The organism is Pinirhizobacter sp., assembly GCF_036499745.1.
Lineage (GTDB): Bacteria > Pseudomonadota > Gammaproteobacteria > Xanthomonadales > Rhodanobacteraceae > Pinirhizobacter.
Map to the genome: position 1 here is coordinate 151,893 of NZ_DASYDG010000015.1, position 17,203 is coordinate 169,095.

Sequence of the window (17,203 nt, forward strand, 5' to 3'; positions counted from 1 at the left end):
ATGCAAGGCATTCCCATGTACGCCATCACCGGCATCACAGGCCAGGTCGGCAGCGCGCTGGCCAACCATCTCCTCGACCAGGGCGCCACCGTACGAGCCGTCGTACGCAATCCCGCCAAGGCGCAGCCGTGGGCTATACGAGGGTGCGATCTGGCCGTGGCCGACCTCGCCGACAGCGAAGCCCTGGCGAAAGCCTTCAGCGGTGCTGAAGGCGTATTCGTCCTGATCCCACCCAACTTCGATCCATCCCCGGGATTTCCGGATCTTTACCCCGTGATCGGCAGCCTTGTCCGTGCGATCGGCATCGCGCGGCCATCGAAGGTGGTCCTGCTCTCCACCATCGGCGCGCAGGCGCAGGAGCCGAACCTTTTGAGCCAGTTGGGCCTGGTGGAGCACGCCTTCGGCCACCTGCCCGTCCCCGTGGCGTTCCTGCGTGCGGCGTGGTTCATGGAAAACGCGGCGTGGGACGTGGCCGGTGCGCGCGATGAAGGCGTGCTGCACAGTTTCCTGCAGCCCCTGGACAAGCCCGTGCCCATGGTCGCCACACGCGATATCGCCGCGCTAGCCGCCGAGCTACTGCACGATACGTGGCAGGGTGTGCGCATCGTCGAGCTGGAAGGGCCACGGCGCGTTTCACCTGACGACCTGGCCAGGGCACTCGGCCATGCCGTGGGCCGCGAGGTCAGCCCGGCGGCAGTGCCGCGCGGTGCGTGGGAAACCACATTCGCCATGCAGGGCATGCAATATCCCGTACCGCGGGCACGCATGATCGATGGCTTCAACGAAGAATGGATCGCCTTCGAAGGCACGGGCACGCACGTACGCAAGGGGACCACGCAAGTGCAGGCCGTGGTCGACGCACTGGTCGCCACCGCCGGCCAGGGGTAGCAGCGCAACGGCCGCATGGCGATACCGGACTATCTGGCGGATGGTCGAATTGTCGCGGTCCTGAAAGCGTGGTGTCCTACCCTGCTTGGGGGTCATCTACCGTCGCGGGCGGGCCGCGGCGCCAACGAAGGACACGCTCATGCGCAGCATCACCACCACCGACGGCACCGAGATCTTCTACAAAGACTGGGGCAAGGGCCAACCGATCGTCTTCCACCATGGCTGGCCGCTCAGCGCAGACGACTGGGACGCCCAGATGTTGTATTTCCTGCAGCAGGGATACCGGGTGATCGCCCACGACCGGCGCGGCCATGGGCGTTCCACCCAGACGGACACCGGCAATGACATGGATACCTACGCCGCCGATGTCGCGGCCCTGGCCCGTCATCTGGATCTGCGCGACGCCATCCACGTCGGTCACTCCACCGGTGGCGGCGAAGTGGCCCGCTACGTGGCACAGCATGGTGCCGGCCGGGTGGCCAAGGCCGTGCTGATCAGCGCCGTGCCGCCGATCATGGTCCAGAGCGAAAGCAATCCCGGCGGCCTTCCGCTAGCCGTGTTCGACGACTTCCGTGCCCAGCTCGCCGCCAACCGCGCGCAGTTCTACAAGGAAGTGCCCTTCCCGTTTTACGGCTACAACCGCGATGGCGCGAAGGCATCGGAAGGCATCATGGGCAATTGGTGGCGCCAGGGCATGATCGGCGGTGCCAAAGCCCACTACGACTGCATCAAGGCCTTTTCCGAAACGGATTTTACCGACGACCTGAAGAACATCGACGTGCCCGTGCTGGTACTGCATGGCGACGACGACCAGATCGTTCCCATCGCCGACGCGGCGCTATTGTCGATCAAGCTTCTCAAGCACGGCACGCTGAAGGTGTACAAGGGCTACCCCCATGGCATGTGCACCACCCACCCAGACGTGATCAACGCTGATTTGCTGGCATTCTTCCGCTGCTGATGCACGCAGGGCCGGTGTTAGGCACCGGCCCTGTTGATTCGATACCAGGGGCAGACGATGCGATGGAAAAAGACCGAGCTCGATCCCGAGCTTTGCCGGCACATCTTCAGCGCCTCGGCCGGCATGGTCGGCGTATGCCTGACAGTGATCAGCCTGTTGCGCATCGTGATCACCTTGCGCAACGTGGATACCCTGGCCGACGACTTCGTGGCCTTCGATGCGCTGCTATTCCTGGTCGCTTTCTTTTCGTCCTACTTCGCCCTGCGGGCAAGCACCCGGCAACGAATGATCCGCGTCGAGCGCATCGCGGACGTGGCCTTCACCCTGGCCATCTGCGGCATGGTGTTCGTGGCCATCTTCATTACCTACGCCATCGCCACGGTGACGACCAAAACGTAGCCGTACGCAAGAAATTACGACTAGGCTAGAAGGCCGACCCTCGGGAAAAACGCTGGCGCACCGGAAGTTTATTTTGCAAGAATGCGACAGCGCGATGGTCGGGGGGCTCGTCGCGCCCGTGCCGCATGGACATGCCGCACGCCTAAGCAAAGCTTCCGGATTCGCATTCAGATCGTGGCCCCAGGGCCATGTGCCTGCGCGCGCGTAGTCCAATCAGGGGGAAATATGCATCGCATCGTAGTGAAGGGAATCGTACTGGCTTCGGTTGTCGGGCTTTCGGCATGCGCCACCATCGTCGGCGGCCGTTTCCAGCAGGTGGCTATCCAGGCACCGGCAGGCAGCGGCAATGCCATTGTCGGCTCAACGTGCAATGTCCATAACGACAAGAGCAGCGTGAACGTAACGGCGCCGGGCCACGCCCTGGTCCACCGGTCGTCGGAGCCGTTGAATGTGCATTGCACGCGAAATGGCCAGGAAGTGGCGTCGGGCGTGTATCCCTCGCACCTGCGCGGAATGTTCTTCGGCAACATCCTCTTCGGGGGCCTGATCGGCATGGCGGTGGATCTCGGCGACAGCGCCGCGCACCGCTATCCGAAGGAGCTCACTCTCAACCAGATGCAGTCGACGATGGCCTCGATGTCAGTAGTGGGCAACGCACCGGCCATGGTGGCAGCGGCCACCCCAGGCAGCTCCGACGACCGCGCAACCGATGCCGTGCCGCAAGCGGCGCCGGCCGGCTACATGCCGCAACCGGGTGGCCCGGCAAGCCTGGATCCGCGCGTGAGCGTGCCGATGTTCCATGCCGCCCAGGACGTGGCCTCCATCGCGCAGTGCGACCGGATGATCCGTGTCGAGCAGGTCGACGGCGACCACGGTTCGTTCTTCAGCCAGTGTCCGGCCGGGCATAAGGTGCTGCACATCGAATGCACCGCCAGCCACTGCGAAGCACAGGGCTAAGGTACGGGTGCCGCCGGCAAACCGGCGGATGACGAGGCCCGGGAATTCCCGGGCCTTCGTCCGGATGGGAGTTAGTTGCTCGCCGTTCGTTGCGCTTTTCCCTGCGCTTGCAGGCCTTGCACGAAGTTAAGCACCGCGTCTTCCACGGCCTGCAGGAAAGCCATGTCCGGCGTCATGTAGGGGCCTGGGACAGGCGGCGTCGCATTGCCGATCGATGACACGATGCCATCGTGCAGGGTGGCCTGGTACTGGGTGACACCGCCCACCTTGTAGGTCATATTGAATTCATAGAGGTCGTTGATCACCGAGCCCGCCGCGCCGAGGGTCAGGCCGGTGCCGAAGCCCTTCGCCCGCGCAGCGCCGACGTCGGCCACGTTGTTTACCGCCACCGTCAGGGTGGCATTACCCGAGATGCCCGGAACGAAGGCTCCCGTCCCGCGAAGCACGCGTTCCACCGATGTCTTCACCATGGCATCGACCGATGGCTTCGGCGTTCCGTTCACGGCAAAGGAAGCATCCACGCTCACCGGCACGGGGGCGTCGGTGTGCTGGATAGACTGGTACGTTGCGTGCCGGTATTGAGGATCGGCAACCGACTTCATACTCAGGCAGCCGCACAGCCCAAACGACACCATGCCGCACAAGGCGGCATTCCATAGCATCTTCATAAGTTTTCCCCTGTCCATGATTGACGGGCGCCGCGAGCGGCGTCCCGCGCGAAACAGTACATCGCGTGCGCACGGAATGGCAGGGGCCCCTGCCCGGCCATATGGCCTATGGCAGGTGAACGTGACGTTCGACCGATGACTTCCGGGACTTCAATTAGCCTCAAGCTAGCGATGAAATGGGAACATCGCTTACCCCGGGGGACCCAAGGCATGGGACACGTACGCTGGATGCTGCCGGCGGTCGCGGCGGCCCTTATGTTTCCGCTCGGCGTCGCTGCACAGCAGACCGACCAGGCCGCCGTATCGGCGGCGGACGATGCCTACTGGCGAGCCTTCAACAGTTGCGACCTGACCGCCATGGGGCCGTTGCTCGCGCCCGATGCCGAGTTCTTCCACGACAAGACAGGCCTCACCACCACCCGCGAAGGCATCGTCGATTCCCTGCGCAAGGGCGTGTGCGGCACACCCAACATGCACCTTCGACGCGAGGCCGTGCCCGGGAGCGTGCAGTTCCATCCCCTGGCTGGGGGATACGCCATGATCACAGGCCAGCACCGCTTCTACGTGACCAAACCCGGCAGCGCGGAATACCTCGATGGCCAGGCGGATTTCACCGTGGTATGGAAGCACGCCGGTGATGCCTGGCAGATGTACCGCATCTTGAGCTACGGCCACGGCCCTGCCGCATACACACCGCCCAAACCCGGCCTGGTGCTGTCACCGGCAAAACTGGCCGCTTTCGCCGGCCACTACGACACGCCGCAAGCCGGCCCCGCGGACATCACGGTGGAGGGCGACCACCTGCGCATAAAGTCCAAGGGCATCGACCTCACGCTGTATCCGAAGACGGCGACAAGTTTCTTCGCGGCCGAACGCGACCTCCGCTTCGAATTCACCAACGGCGGAAAAACCATGTCCGTGATCGAGCATGGCAATCCCGTCGCGGTGGGCACACGGGTGAACGGCACGCACTAGACCTATAATCAGGATAGGTATCACTAGAAAAAGTGCACTATGAACATTCCTTTCTCAGGCGGGTGTGCGTGCGGGTCGGTCCGCTATACCGTTTTGCGGGAGCCGATAGCCATGGTCAACTGCCATTGCAGGGACTGCCAGCTCTCAAGTGGAGCTCCTTTTGCGTCGGGCATCATCGTCAAGACCGCCGACCTTGAGATCATCGGTACACCGAAGACATACGCAGTTCGTGCAAGCAGCGGAGCGCTCGCAACTCGCAGTTTTTGCCCTGACTGCGGCACTCCGCTTTTCACGCAAAGCGAAGGTTACTCACAAGCCACGTCTATCCGATTTCCCTCGCTTGACGATACCTCGGACTTCAAACCCATGCTGGATATATATACTGCCAGTGCGCAAGAGTGGGTTTGCCTTGATCAGACAATCCCTCGCTTTCCCCAGTCGCCCCAGCAACCCAATGAACCCGATGCCTAAGCAGGGTCGCGCTCCTGGCTGAAGCGGATGCGGTTGCCGAATGGGTCATACACCTGCATCACATCGGCCCAGGGATGCGAGTCGATGCCCGGACGTCCGTAGTTGTATTTTTTCTCGCTAAGCTCGCGATGGAAATCGCGCAGGCCACGCATGGGCACGTACACGTTTGAGCCGGGACTGGCATCGCCGTGGTGTTCGGACAAATGCAGGAACATTCCGGCACGCGAAATACCCATGTACAGCGGCATCCCCGGCTCGAAGCGATGCTCGAAGTCGACGCTGAAGCCCAGGAAATCAAGGTAAAACTCGCGCGCCTTGGCCTCGTCGAACGTGCGCAGGATCGGAATGGTGCGATTGAAGGCAATGGCTTGCGTAGACGCCCCATCAAGCCTGGCCGCCGCGACGTTCCAGTTGTCATGCCCCAACTGCGCGGCTACGAGCTCCAGCGCCGTTGCATGGGCAATATCGATCTCGCGCGCCGCCAACCCGGTACGCAGGCGCTTGGCCATGGATTTGGCCTGGTCGATGCTGGTCATGGAAAATCCTCCGATGTCCGGCAGATGAAATGTCGGTGCCCGCGTTGCCGACCCACCCGCCGATCGTAAGGATCGAAAGAAAGGTTCACCGCAATGCTTTCACCGTGCCTTCGACAGGCTGCAGGCGGCGGGCAGCATCGGCCCTGGGCAAAGACTACGCCCGCAACGGGGCCGATTTCAAGGAACCGGGAATTCATCGTATGGTGTCCGGGCTGGGGACTCACCAAGGAACATGCATGCACGCAGCAACACCTGCATCCGCGGACACTGCCACCGCCGCGCCCACTGGCCTGGTCATTGGCATCGCGGTGATCGCCGCACTCGGCGGCCTGCTGTTCGGTTACGACACCGGCATCATTGGCGTGGCCCTGCTCGGCCTGGGGCGGCAGTTCGCCCTGGATGACACCACCAAGCAACTGGTCACCGGCGCCATCATCTTCGGCGCACTGTTTGGTTGCCTTGGCAGCGGCCCGGCCTCCGACCGGCTGGGACGGCGGCGGATGATTATCTTTATCGGCGTGCTTTTCGCCGTGGGCTCCGTGGCGTCGGCGCTGGCGCCCAGTGTCGGTTGGTTGATCACCGCCCGCCTGCTGCTGGGCCTGTCGGCCGGCAGCGCCACGCAGATCATTCCCGTTTACATCGCCGAGGTCGCGCCGTCGAAGCACCGCGGCAAGATGGTGGTGCTGTTCCAGTTCATGGTGGTGTTCGGTATCACCGTGGCGTATTTCACCGGCTTCGTGCTGGGCGAGCACTGGCGGACGATGTTCGGCCTTGGCGTGGTACCGGCCATCGTGCTGCTGGCGGGGATGATCTTCCTTCCCGAGAGTCCGCGATGGCTGGTGGCCGAGCACCGCAACGACGAGGCCATGAAAATACTCCAGCGCATCCGCGGCTCCGCCGCCGCGGCCCATGCGGAGATCGCCGAGATCCAGACCGTGGCGCAGAAAGAACCCAGCGCCCACTGGAAGGACCTCGCCAAGCCGTGGATACGTCCGGCGCTCGTCGTAGGCGCCGGCATCTCGATGTTTTCGCAGATCACCGGTAACAACGCACTGATCTACTACGCCCCAACCATCCTGACCAAGGCGGGATTCTCTGACCGCGCCGCCGTTCTGGGCACTGGCGCAAGCACCGTGCTGCTGGTCGTTATGACCGTCATCGGCAGCATCCTGGTGGACAAGATCGGCCGCCGCACCTACCTGCTATGGATGATCCCGGGCTCCATCGTGGCCCTGGTACTGATGGGATGGTTGTTCCAGGGAGCCGGCCCAACCACCGACTTCAGCCGGGGCCTCACCGTTGCCTGCCTGGCCGCCTACATGATGCTCAATTGCGGCAGCTTCGGCGTCTGCATCTGGCTGATCAACGCAGAAGTTTACCCACTGTTCGTGCGTGGCAAAGGCGCCGGTGTGGGCGCCTTCAGTCATTGGATCTTCGACCTACTGGTGTCGCTCACCACGCTGTCGCTGGTGACCTGGCTGGGAGCCACGCACACGTTCTGGCTGTACGCGGCGATATCCGTGGTGGCCCTGGCCTTCGTGTATTTCCTTGTGCCGGAAACCATGGGCAAGAGCCTGGAACAGATCGAGCATGAGCTGCGGGAAAGCCGCTTTTATCCCTATCAGCAACGAAGCTTGCCGGGCTACCAGGTCAGCGACGTGGACACGCGATAACGGTGGTAGTAGTCGTTGGCGATGGAACCCTGGCGAATCTCCAGGGTGTAGCCGCATCCGGACGACATCGGGCCCGTGTAGCGGAACGCCTCGGCCTCATAAGGTCCGCGCGGCGAGCCGAGTTGCTCCCATTTGCCGCTGTCCTTGAGGAGCTTCATGTAGTTGCGCTTGAGCTCCATCACGTGGTCGAAATCCATCAGGCTGAACCAGAGCGTGCAGAAGCGGTTTGAGCACTGATAGCCATCGATCCCCACGCCCTCCGGTAGCGGCACCGCCTCGGGCCAGCCGTCTGGATGCCCGGTGACCGCGGGGCCGGCACTTTTCAGCCGTTGTTCGCTGGGAACACGTGTGTCGGTATCGGGCTTCGGCGATGCCACCGCCACCGACGCGTACGCCACAGCCGCCATCATCAAGGCCAGTTGGCCTGCTCTCTGGTATCGATTCATCCGTTTTTCCCCTGTTGAAGCTATCCGATGCACGGACCGGCTATTTCGACCGGCTGTCTTTTCTTACCACGGTCCTGCGCTTGCCCTTCGCTCCCACCCTAAGTCGTCGCGCAAATTCGGCAACAAAATCGGACATGGCAATACCGTAGATCTTGCACAAATCTTGTACGAGCAGGTAGTCAGCACGCCGCTCGTTGATTTCGATGTCTGAAATAGCGGTTTGAGCAACACCAAGGCTTGCAGCCACCTCCGACTGGGTAAGGCCGGCCTCGACACGCAAGTCCCTCAAGAAGCCGACGAGAACGGCGTGTTCAGGGCGGTGGATGGATGTGACTTTCATCAGACGGCTCCAGCAAGCCAGCCAAGTCTTTATCCCTAAATCATTTACTCCGTCTTCACCTCGATACTCCAATATCCTTTATAGTTACATCGGATTGATTCGAAGGAATCATGTAGATCACCGCCGTCCGCTTCTCGTCTTCCAAAGGCTACGCCGACCCAAGGATAAAAACCGAGGAATGCCCTAGCTTCATCACTGTTGAAAGGAATCAACGCATGCCAACCGATACCCTCATCGTCCTCGGTGCCGTGATCGCTGGGCTCATTGCCTTTGCCTGCGTCATGAGGCGCTGGGAGAAGGCAATCAAAGCGGCCATGGCTACCGCCGACCGCTTCGAGGTGAAGGGGCTCGAAGCACGCATCGACCGTGCACGCCGTGAGGTATGCATCCACGTGGAAGGCCATGCTCGTTTTTTCTGCGCGCCTTTGGGCCACCTCGTTGTCGAACACAAGATAGAAACCGTGACGTTGGCCCACGAGAAGCGTCCCAGGAACCGCTGCAGGATTGCCTTGACGTCGAAGCGGCGCAGGCTGTTGGCGACGGGGCACTACGTGGCATCTCGTGACTGGGCAGAGACGGTATGGACCGCCGTAGAAACCGGACGAACCTTGGTTCACCTTCAGGCCGTGCGCCTGCCCGCTTATTGCGCCCAGCATTGGGCCAGCAGCGAGGAAGGGCAAACCAGTGTGACGACCGACCACCTGGATGTGCCGCTGCCGAACGCCAAGGCCCGCGCGTTCAAATTATGGCTGGACCACCACCAGCGAAGGCTCTTTCCCGACATCGCCGCCGTCCGCTCAACATGGGACCAGACATGCGCCGAGTTGCTCAGAGCTTGCCGACAACAACGCGACCACCGCAAAAGCTCTGCTGGAGCTTTTGAAACCTGGTCATTCTCCGCCCAACCGACGATTACCTATCTCGTGATCGAGGAGGATGGCGCAGCCTATTGGGCATCGGGCGACACGCCGATGCTTGAGCCGATTGAACGGCCGCGTTTCAAATGGGCGTCCAACACGTTGACCGTCTTCTTCAAAGACGATGAACGGTCGATTACCTTGCCGGCCGATCGCCTGGCGACCCTGCAAGCGTTGAAGCGTCGGGGTGTTGTCCAGATGGGGTCGTCGTAAATTCTCGGGTACCGGACGCTCCAACGTATATTTTTTCTCGCATCACTATCAAAGCTGATGTGCCCCAAGGCGCATCACCAAAAACTCGGCCTACCCTGTTCAAGCCTTGATGGATTGCAGTAACTCCTCACGCCCGTCCTTGAGTATCTCGTCAGCAAGGGCAGGATCAGCTTCGGCGACGGCACGTGAAAGCACCAGCGAACCGACCATCTGGCTGAAAAGCGTGATGGCCTTTTTTCTCTTCTCTCCCGCGCTTTCGCCTTTGAGCATGCCCGCCAGCTGATCGAAATTCCATGCCAGCCCGCGTGCATAGGATTGCCGCGATTCCTTGCCCAGACGCCGTACGTCACCCGCGAACGCTGTCAGTGGACATCCGCCCTCGATATTGTCCAGGTGCATGGGAGACAGGTACCACTGGACAAACTGTTTCATGGCGTCAGTCTTCTCCGCCTTCGACGCCTGGATGCCGGCGACGAGCGCGGCCGCACCGTCTTCCATCGCCTTCTCCATGACCGCGGCAACCAGGGCGTCCTTCGACTTGAAGTGGTTGTAGAAGCCGCCCTGGGTGAAGCCGGCGGCCTTGGTCAGCTCTGAAAGCCCCACTGCAGCCACCCCCCGCTCGCGGAACAGCTTTTCCGCAGCTGCGACGATAGCCCTTTTGTTTTCAATAGCTTGCTGCTTGGAAACACCCATATATCGACTCCTTCCGGCGGTCTGTCTGCGACTCGCCTCAAAAATACAATGGTGATCACCATTGACAATGGTCAGTAGCGGGATCATCCTAGCTTACGTCAATGGTGATCACCATTGTAAGGCCATCCTGACGCCAGGCAACCAAACGCCCGGCTCAAGGACGGCACCGACGAATCAGCACTCGAGCGCCTCGTTACTTGAACCAGCAGCGATCGAAGAGGAACGACCATGTCAAAGACATCGCCCGAACAGAACAAGGCCCTCGTGCTCGAGGCGTTCGACACGTTGTTCAACAAGCGTGACTACGAAGCCGCCAAGCGCTTTTGGTCCGATACATACATCCAGCACAGCGCGCATATCGAGCCGGGCCGCGACGGCCTGCTCAACCTCGTTCGCACCGTCCCCAACACCCTGCGTTATGAGCATGACCTGATCATGGCCGAAGGGGATTACGTGATCGTGCATGGACGCTTCTCCGGCATGGGCCGTCCGGCGGCGTGGATCGCGGCAGATGTCGTGCGTATCGAAGACGGCAAGCTCGCCGAGCACTGGGATGTATTGCAAGACGAAGCAACACCAGCCGAATCCAAAAGCGGATTGCCCATGTTCGGTAATCGCTTTCCCGCCTGAACTTATCAAGGAAAATTTTCATGAAACTCAACGGCAACACCGTCTTCATTACCGGCGGCGGTTCGGGCATCGGCCGCGGACTCGCCGAAGCGCTGCATAAGCTGGGCAACAAGGTCATCATCGCCGGACGCCGGCGTAGCCATCTCGATGCCGTGATCGCCGCCAATCCCGGCATGGAAGCGATAGAACTGGATATCACCGATCCCGCCAGCATCGACCGCGTCGCGGCGAAGTTGATCGCTGACCACCCTGGCTTGAATGTCCTCATCAACAATGCCGGCATCATGCAAGCTGACACCGTTGCAGGAAAGATCGACGAAACGCTGCTGACCTCGACCATGTCAACAAACGTATACGGACCGATCCGTATGACGTCGGCGTTGATCGATCATCTGAAGACCAGGGACAAGGCCGTTGTAGCGTATTTAAGTTCCGTGCTCGCCTTCGTGCCGCTGGCCGTCACCGGCGTTTATTCAGCGACCAAGGCAGCGATTCATTCCTATGCACTGTCGCAACGCTTCATGCTTCGGAATACGTCGGTTCGCGTGCTTGAAATCGCTCCGCCGTGGGTACGTACCGAACTCATGAATAGCCAGGAAGCTGAGCAGGCGATGCCGCTGGATCAATTCATCGCCGAAGCCATAGCGATTCTTGGCACGGATTCCGATGAGATCGTGGTCGATGCCGCCAAACCGTTCCGTGGGAATGTTGGTGTGGAAGAGCATGGCTTCGTGAATGGATTCAATGAGCAGGCGCTTGCGATTTTTGGTGGTGGGTGACTTGTCGAATGCCGAGCTTTAGGCATAAAAAAACCCGCCTGTCGGCGGGTTTTTTTATTGGTGCCAAGAGGGGCATCTACAAGCCAACGCTATCAATGGCTTCCACCCGCCACTGACGGTGTTACCGCCAAAGTTACCGACAACCCTGCGAAGCCCTCCAAGATGCCCGGCAGCCCAAGGTAGCGCCCAGGCGTTGGCTGCCGCCTGCCCTGCCTGCCCTTACCCTTGTAGCCACACGGCTGCACCGGCCGCCGTAGTAGGCCGGCACATTGCACGCAGCGCAAGGCCTCAACCGCAACTCAAATCGCCCTTAACGCTGCGCGGGAAACCAACCTGCGGGTTCGGGTTGAAGCCGGGCGCAGTGAGACCGTCTGCCCTACCATGGAAGCATCCACTGCAATAAGGGTGTTTCCCATTGGCTTGCCCCCAAGCTCGACGATCGCCAAGTGAGTGCCGTATCGGCGCGACTCGACCCATGTGTCGCTGTTGATGTCGTACTTGCGGAATCTGTAGATCTCGACCTTTTGCATCGCGCATCCTTGATCCTTTGGCGGCGCCCGTAAGGTATCCGGCTAAAGTCTCAGGGACCGAGACTTCCTCCCGCCAGGATGTCGAACGCGAGTGCGGCCGCCCGCCTGTGGCCACAAAGGGCTCAGCGCACCCTTGGTGCTGCCAGCACAAGCCAGAGCTACCGATTGCACACGCCATCCAAGCCTTGATAGCAAAGCTTACCCTTCAAGCCGGAATTTGACTAAGTGCGCTTTCAGCAAAGCTTGCATATCACCTAGCGCTTTCCTAACTCGCTCGGTGAATTCGCCTTTGTCCTCTTCAACGTCTGTCGATCCATGTACCATCTCCTCGTACTTGCCGTATATCTTTTCGTACCTAGCGCGTTTTTCTTCGCTCATGGCGATGTAGAAGACATTCTCTTGCATGGCGAAACGTAGCAAACCAACGCATTGAACTAGCGCGGTGACCTTTTGCTTCACTTCGTCGCCCCAAAGCACTTCGGCCTCAAGGCCCATGGTCTGAAGTTCCGAAACTGCCTCGCGTAGCGGGGCGAAGCGATTTGTGAACACGTGAGCCCAAGCCTTCGCTTTCTCCTCACCCATATCGTTCATTGCGTCGTAATCTGGCGGAAATTCGGCGGCGGAAGTGAACGAGTTCCGTGCGTCGTTCATTGCGTCCCTCAACCGGTATGTCGCACGCGCAAGTTGCCGCGCGACCTCGAAATGAACCTTGCCAGCCTGTTCATGCTTCCAGCGACTTAAACCCTTCCAAGCTACGGTTGCCGTCACGACGGCCACAGTGGACGTCACTATGGCCGCCACGGCAACGATCAAATCCTTGATGAAACTCATGGTACCCGCCCATTCTGCAAGCCATGTAGTAGCCAGCATTTCTGCCCCTTGTCTGCTAGACGAGATAAGCCTAGCAGCGAGACGGCGGTCTGGCGCCGTAGCCCGACAATATTCAGGCGAGCGAGTATAGTCGCGGCCACACAGGGGAGATATCGGGGAAACTATGAGCGGCTGGCTTTGGGCACGCGCCACGATGGGTAGCGGCATAGGCACGGGTAAGTGACTTGGCTAAAAGACCTATGGCGGGCAATTAAAAGATCGCCGCGCAAAGCGGCTATAAGTGTATTCACAACTTATAGCTTGATTTTCACTGCGACGAAGACGATCACTTTCCTACTTCCAACGGTAAAGATCGAGGGCTCTGTGCCCATGACGATTATCGCCCTGCTGGGAGTGGTGGGCGGCTTGGAAAAAATCTTCAAGCCGTCGCGAGTTGCATTGCCCATTCCAAATTCAAACACATGCTTAGAAATCCTATTCGGGGACCTCTTTGAACAGGACGGCATCCGTCTGATTTCGGTTAATGACCATTTCGACAGCGAGATTGGCAAGCCAGTTTCGGACAAAAGCCTGCATGGACTTTTCTTGAAGCGCTGTTTCGGAGGGCACCCGGAGTCTTTCGACTTACAAGTCGATAAAGAACTAAAAGGGATCGCGTTCAATACAACCGCAAAGACGGAGGGCAAGACCAAGGCTTACGCGATAGGAACAACAGCAGTAGTTGGTGTAAATCAGGACGCATACCTACTTTTTGTGCTTACACATTCGGACCCCCAGACCTCTAAAGCGTCGTCAGACGTAACGCTTTTGTGGTCCGCCCTTGGCGAGGCGTGGGGCCGTGCGCGCATCGAGGCGGGAGGACGCCCAGTCAATTTGCCATTGGTCGGCAGCGGTCTTTCCGGAATCGGTCTGCCCACGCGCGATCTGCTCAACCTGCTCATCCTGTCAGCGATCACCAAGACAAAGGAGAAAGAGATAGCGGGAAGAATACGTATCGTTCTTCATCGGGACAGGTTCGACGATGTGGACCTACGAGATGTCAAGAAATATTGGAGCGAAAAATAATGGCCTATCGAAACGGGACCTACATCGCCTTTCATGCTGACGGCACCAACATCCCAGGTGGAAACTCCGATATCGATTACTACAATCTGATGAAGGCGTGGTCGGAACATAAAGACATCGACTTCACCTTGATCAATAGCCACGACAAAGTCTCTGCTGTGCGGGACTCCAGTTCACGCGAGACTCTCCGCCGGTCGTTGATGGAGCGGCTCAGCAAATCTAAGAATCTGGTGCTTATCTTGGGGAAAACGACTCGTCTTGACACAGACTGGGTCCCCTTTGAGATTGCCAAAGCTGTCGATGACTACGGCTTACCTATCATTGCCACATACACGCAAGTGGCTGTCCCCATCTTCGCCCCCACCGCATTCGTCAGTTACTGGCCACAGGCTCTTGCGGCGCGCATCAATAATGGAGCGGCGAGCGTGATTCATATCCCATTCAACAAGAATGCACTACTCGACGCCACCAAGCATTTCACTCACGACAACCTTCCCAAAGGTGGCGGACTGGGATATTACGATGCCGAGGCCTATCAATCGTTCGGCATGTAACGGGAGTTAGTCCAAGAAGAGACTACCGACCAAGAGGCACCGAAAGACAAATACAGTTAATCGACACGCGTGCCGACATTCATCCGGTACACGTGTCAGGTTCGCTCGGTATTGCGACCACGTTGGATCAACTTTGTTACATCTAATGTGCGGACACAGGAAAAAACTTCACTCGCGTATACAAGCAACTTACTTGGAAAACTTTTTTACTCCCCCCAGGGTAGGCACGAGTGAAAGCGCTGGCCTTGGAGAGACAATCGGCGCGAGGAAGGTAATGTTCATTGGTTCGTTGCTTGCGTCATCAAGCATAAGGTCAGTGCTAGCAGTAACCCTTAACGTCTCCACGCCACCCACTGTGCCTACTTTAGTAACGAATGGAGTGAAGTGCCCATTTGAGGCAGCGCGCACGTGTAATGACCCGTCAATCTTCGCGCTGGTGGGATACACCCCAGATCTTGTTCTTAGCGTTGGTAAACGACGCCTTCAAGGATCGACTTTGTGTGATTGTCTGCGTCAGTGCCTCGACGAGCTTTGCATCCAGTTCGTCGCGAGTCACCATGATCTCGCCAATCAACGGTGAGTCAGCGGTCAATTGCTGGAAACTAGTTAGGTCGAAGTTAGTACTCGTAGCAGCCTTACGGAGAGCAATGACTTTGTCTTCGCAACTAGAAGTCACAAAATCACATGCGATAAGAATCGAAATTTCCCGAGAGATCGCAGAGAAGGCCCTAACAACCAATCGAGCCTTTGAAGTGTCAAATTGCGAACTCTGATGAAATTCAAGTACTTCCCTCTCCCAAGAGGCGAGTTCCTTCCTCAAATCGTTCAGACGCGTAGATCGATCCTTTCGGATCTCTCGATAGTCCTGCTGATCAGCAACAATCATCCATCCGATAACAACAAGAAGCCACGTCGTTATCGTGCCTAACAAGTGAAGAAAGGCCATTGCGAGATTGAACCCTTGTCGTCATCCAATGCTAGCCGCCCCTGAGGTATGACTGAATCTCTGACAGCAATGAATGATCACTAGAAACTAAACGGAGCTTGCGGTGAAGATCGTCTACGGGGAATCCAGCACGACGAAGACCACCAAAAGCTTCCTCCAAAAATGAGGAGCCATACCCCAGTGCGCCGTCGAGCTCGACGGTTACATGATCACAATCCTGTAGCCGAGGCACCAGGAATTCCTCACGGAAAGCTTCGCCACTGAAACGTCCATCAGCTCTATACCGCCCAGCGGGAAAGCGACTAAAGTCACGGGCAACATTGACATTGATATCTTTCGTCATTTTGTTAACCCTTGCGGGGAAAGCTCCAAACAATGATTGTGCCAAGTATCGAATCTTTAAAGGTCTGACGAGTCATCTCTGGTTCGAGTTCTGGTGCTCTGTACATGACGCGACCACGGTTACTATAGATCGCGATTTCACCTTTAGGTTCCGGATCAAGGACCCTCAATATGTCAGGGAAACCTTTTCCTCGATGCTCTAAAGCCGTACGTGTACGACCTAGTCGAAGTGCTGCTTGGATCATACGGCCATCCGTCGACCGTGTGTTTCCAAACATCCTTGAAAACACGCTCTGCAGGACTTCAGTCGTGTGCAGTACCGGCAAAGAACCTGGAATGCCAACTCCAAGATCGCACACCGCGACATACAAGCTTTCGCCATCATCACGAACAAACATCCACCACTCCTTGGTTGGCGGCAAGTTTAGACCATCATCCCTGGCCGCGATGTGAGCATGATTGGCAACATTAGTGATCGCTTCAGAGACGCCGCGAAACAAATTCCCCGCGCGCTCCGTTGACATCATAGATTCCAATAGCTCACCAAAAATTGTGCCATCGACATCGACTGCATGCGCAGCTTGCCAAGCGACTACGTTGTCACCTTGTGGCGGCATTGCTGTTGTGTATCCAAACCATCCATATACGCCTAAATGCTCCAAAACATGTCCGACTACGGCATCGTAAGAGGGGGCGCAACGGCGGACTTGATGGGGGTAAGTCCTGATTAAACGATCAAGTTCCGCATACAACAGAAGCATACCCTCAGGTCTGAGATGCTTCGTCCGGCTGAAATCTATGCAAATGCTTCTACATCCGCCTTGAAACCTCGCGCGAGCATGTCTTAAAAAGACCGCGATAGCCTCGTGATACACCGGCTCGTTTAGACAAATGGTCCTTGGTGCATATAGTGTGACTTCGCCGTTGATTTCAACAATTTTTGGACGTTCCTTTGGCTTGAAACGCCGAGACTTCCGCCGGACCAATTCTCGGAGCCGCCGGAGTTCTCTTCGAGCTCGGTTATGCTCATGCAGTTTCTTTTTATTTTTCATTAAGTTATGAAAAATGCATCCGTGCAACTTGCATGATAAACGAAGCAGAACGTGAGAACGTCCGCCCCCCTTAGACGCAATTAGAATCCGATAGCGCAAAACAGTCCACAAAAAACCCGCCTAGCGGCGGGTTCTTCGCGGGTATAGGCTTGCAAGCGCATCCCATACCTAGATTGGTGCCCAAGAGGGGACTCGAACCCCTACAGTTTTCACCGCTACCACCTCAAGGTAGTGCGTCTACCAATTCCGCCACCTGGGCTAAACTTTTCGAACCGCTATTTTACTTCTTTGCGGGCTCCTGGGAAGCCGGCGGGACGTCCTTCTGCGCGGGTGCGGC

The 17,203-nt window shown here is 58.4% G+C and carries 22 protein-coding genes and 1 tRNA gene; 12 read left to right on the forward strand and 11 right to left on the reverse strand.

Translation table 11 applies throughout. The annotated features are described in order from the left end of the window. The first annotated feature begins 15 nt into the window (after nucleotides 1-15). The 4 genes from VGM61_RS05785 to VGM61_RS05800 all read left to right on the forward strand — a co-directional run bounded on the left by VGM61_RS05785 (nucleotide 16) and on the right by VGM61_RS05800 (nucleotide 3,205). Nucleotides 16-888 carry an NmrA family NAD(P)-binding protein gene (locus VGM61_RS05785; RefSeq protein WP_331521785.1) on the forward strand — a complete coding sequence of 291 codons (873 nt, stop codon included), beginning with the start codon at nucleotides 16-18 and terminating at the stop codon, nucleotides 886-888. Nucleotides 889-1,027: 139 nt separating this feature from the next. Next, nucleotides 1,028-1,849, forward strand: coding sequence for an alpha/beta hydrolase (locus tag VGM61_RS05790; RefSeq protein WP_331521786.1), 822 nt, complete (start codon nucleotides 1,028-1,030; stop codon nucleotides 1,847-1,849). 57 nt (nucleotides 1,850-1,906) lie between these two features. After that, nucleotides 1,907-2,248 (forward strand): hypothetical protein, encoded by a 342-nt coding sequence (locus VGM61_RS05795; protein WP_331521787.1) that lies wholly within the window; start codon nucleotides 1,907-1,909, stop codon nucleotides 2,246-2,248. A gap of 225 nt (nucleotides 2,249-2,473) precedes the next feature. After that, nucleotides 2,474-3,205: a hypothetical protein gene (locus VGM61_RS05800; RefSeq protein WP_331521788.1), complete on the forward strand. Its 732-nt coding sequence runs from the start codon at nucleotides 2,474-2,476 to the stop codon at nucleotides 3,203-3,205. Between the two features lie 71 nt (nucleotides 3,206-3,276). Here VGM61_RS05800 and VGM61_RS05805 read toward each other — a convergent pair whose 3' ends face one another. Next, the gene (locus tag VGM61_RS05805) at nucleotides 3,277-3,873 is read right to left on the reverse strand and encodes a hypothetical protein (protein WP_331521789.1); all 597 of its coding nucleotides are present in this window, start codon (nucleotides 3,871-3,873) and stop codon (nucleotides 3,277-3,279) included. 210 nt (nucleotides 3,874-4,083) lie between these two features. Here VGM61_RS05805 and VGM61_RS05810 point away from each other — a divergent pair, with 210 nt between their 5' ends. Together VGM61_RS05810 and VGM61_RS05815 are read left to right on the forward strand one after the other, a co-directional pair. After that, nucleotides 4,084-4,848: a nuclear transport factor 2 family protein gene (locus tag VGM61_RS05810; RefSeq protein WP_331521790.1), complete on the forward strand. Its 765-nt coding sequence runs from the start codon at nucleotides 4,084-4,086 to the stop codon at nucleotides 4,846-4,848. A gap of 111 nt (nucleotides 4,849-4,959) precedes the next feature. Next, nucleotides 4,960-5,319 (forward strand): GFA family protein, encoded by a 360-nt coding sequence (locus tag VGM61_RS05815; protein WP_331521791.1) that lies wholly within the window; start codon nucleotides 4,960-4,962, stop codon nucleotides 5,317-5,319. Here the strand turns inward: VGM61_RS05815 and VGM61_RS05820 are convergent. After that, a complete protein-coding gene (locus tag VGM61_RS05820; RefSeq protein ID WP_331521792.1) occupies nucleotides 5,316-5,855 on the reverse strand; it encodes a glyoxalase superfamily protein in 540 nt (179 codons plus the stop codon). The genes VGM61_RS05815 and VGM61_RS05820 overlap by 4 nt on opposite strands. A gap of 236 nt (nucleotides 5,856-6,091) precedes the next feature. Here VGM61_RS05820 and VGM61_RS05825 point away from each other — a divergent pair, with 236 nt between their 5' ends. Then, nucleotides 6,092-7,528 (forward strand): sugar porter family MFS transporter, encoded by a 1,437-nt coding sequence (locus VGM61_RS05825; RefSeq protein WP_331521793.1) that lies wholly within the window; start codon nucleotides 6,092-6,094, stop codon nucleotides 7,526-7,528. Here the strand turns inward: VGM61_RS05825 and VGM61_RS05830 are convergent. Together VGM61_RS05830 and VGM61_RS05835 are read right to left on the reverse strand one after the other, a co-directional pair. Further along, nucleotides 7,498-7,974, reverse strand: a complete 477-nt coding sequence (locus tag VGM61_RS05830; protein WP_331521794.1) for a hypothetical protein — start codon at nucleotides 7,972-7,974, stop codon at nucleotides 7,498-7,500. The genes VGM61_RS05825 and VGM61_RS05830 overlap by 31 nt on opposite strands. Before the next feature lie 40 nt (nucleotides 7,975-8,014). Beyond that, entirely contained in the window at nucleotides 8,015-8,314 is a 300-nt protein-coding gene (locus VGM61_RS05835; RefSeq protein ID WP_331521795.1) for a helix-turn-helix transcriptional regulator, read from the reverse strand. Nucleotides 8,315-8,529: 215 nt separating this feature from the next. Between VGM61_RS05835 and VGM61_RS05840 the strand changes: the two genes are divergently transcribed. Further along, nucleotides 8,530-9,444 (forward strand): hypothetical protein, encoded by a 915-nt coding sequence (locus VGM61_RS05840; RefSeq protein WP_331521796.1) that lies wholly within the window; start codon nucleotides 8,530-8,532, stop codon nucleotides 9,442-9,444. 99 nt (nucleotides 9,445-9,543) lie between these two features. On the opposite strand, the gene VGM61_RS05845 is transcribed toward VGM61_RS05840, so the two are convergent. After that, entirely contained in the window at nucleotides 9,544-10,137 is a 594-nt protein-coding gene (locus VGM61_RS05845; protein WP_331521797.1) for a TetR/AcrR family transcriptional regulator, read from the reverse strand. A gap of 228 nt (nucleotides 10,138-10,365) precedes the next feature. Between VGM61_RS05845 and VGM61_RS05850 the strand changes: the two genes are divergently transcribed. Together VGM61_RS05850 and VGM61_RS05855 are read left to right on the forward strand one after the other, a co-directional pair. After that, nucleotides 10,366-10,767 carry a nuclear transport factor 2 family protein gene (locus tag VGM61_RS05850; RefSeq protein ID WP_331521798.1) on the forward strand — a complete coding sequence of 134 codons (402 nt, stop codon included), beginning with the start codon at nucleotides 10,366-10,368 and terminating at the stop codon, nucleotides 10,765-10,767. Nucleotides 10,768-10,787: 20 nt separating this feature from the next. Next, nucleotides 10,788-11,546, forward strand: coding sequence for an SDR family oxidoreductase (locus VGM61_RS05855; RefSeq protein WP_331521799.1), 759 nt, complete (start codon nucleotides 10,788-10,790; stop codon nucleotides 11,544-11,546). Nucleotides 11,547-11,845: 299 nt separating this feature from the next. Here the strand turns inward: VGM61_RS05855 and VGM61_RS05860 are convergent, their stop codons facing one another. Together VGM61_RS05860 and VGM61_RS05865 are read right to left on the reverse strand one after the other, a co-directional pair. Beyond that, nucleotides 11,846-12,076 carry a hypothetical protein gene (locus tag VGM61_RS05860; protein WP_331521800.1) on the reverse strand — a complete coding sequence of 77 codons (231 nt, stop codon included), beginning with the start codon at nucleotides 12,074-12,076 and terminating at the stop codon, nucleotides 11,846-11,848. Nucleotides 12,077-12,274: 198 nt separating this feature from the next. Then, a complete protein-coding gene (locus VGM61_RS05865; RefSeq protein ID WP_331521801.1) occupies nucleotides 12,275-12,907 on the reverse strand; it encodes a hypothetical protein in 633 nt (210 codons plus the stop codon). Between the two features lie 369 nt (nucleotides 12,908-13,276). On the opposite strand from VGM61_RS05865, the gene VGM61_RS05870 reads away from it, so the two are divergent. Together VGM61_RS05870 and VGM61_RS05875 are read left to right on the forward strand one after the other, a co-directional pair. Beyond that, on the forward strand, nucleotides 13,277-13,972 hold the full coding sequence (locus tag VGM61_RS05870; RefSeq protein WP_331521802.1) for a macro domain-containing protein: 696 nt from the start codon (nucleotides 13,277-13,279) through the stop codon (nucleotides 13,970-13,972). Then, the gene (locus tag VGM61_RS05875) at nucleotides 13,972-14,526 is read left to right on the forward strand and encodes a TIR domain-containing protein (protein WP_331521803.1); all 555 of its coding nucleotides are present in this window, start codon (nucleotides 13,972-13,974) and stop codon (nucleotides 14,524-14,526) included. Before VGM61_RS05870 ends, VGM61_RS05875 begins: the two co-directional genes overlap by 1 nt. Nucleotides 14,527-14,947: 421 nt before the next feature. Here VGM61_RS05875 and VGM61_RS05880 read toward each other — a convergent pair whose 3' ends face one another. From VGM61_RS05880 to VGM61_RS05895, 4 genes are all read right to left on the reverse strand, one after another. Then, the gene (locus VGM61_RS05880) at nucleotides 14,948-15,472 is read right to left on the reverse strand and encodes a hypothetical protein (protein WP_331521804.1); all 525 of its coding nucleotides are present in this window, start codon (nucleotides 15,470-15,472) and stop codon (nucleotides 14,948-14,950) included. A gap of 31 nt (nucleotides 15,473-15,503) precedes the next feature. Further along, the gene (locus VGM61_RS05885) at nucleotides 15,504-15,815 is read right to left on the reverse strand and encodes an STAS-like domain-containing protein (RefSeq protein WP_331521805.1); all 312 of its coding nucleotides are present in this window, start codon (nucleotides 15,813-15,815) and stop codon (nucleotides 15,504-15,506) included. A 4-nt stretch (nucleotides 15,816-15,819) separates the two neighbouring features. Next, nucleotides 15,820-16,575, reverse strand: coding sequence for a hypothetical protein (locus tag VGM61_RS05890; protein WP_331521806.1), 756 nt, complete (start codon nucleotides 16,573-16,575; stop codon nucleotides 15,820-15,822). Between the two features lie 465 nt (nucleotides 16,576-17,040). After that, a tRNA-Leu gene (locus tag VGM61_RS05895) sits at nucleotides 17,041-17,125 on the reverse strand. Between the last annotated feature and the right edge of the window lie 78 nt (nucleotides 17,126-17,203).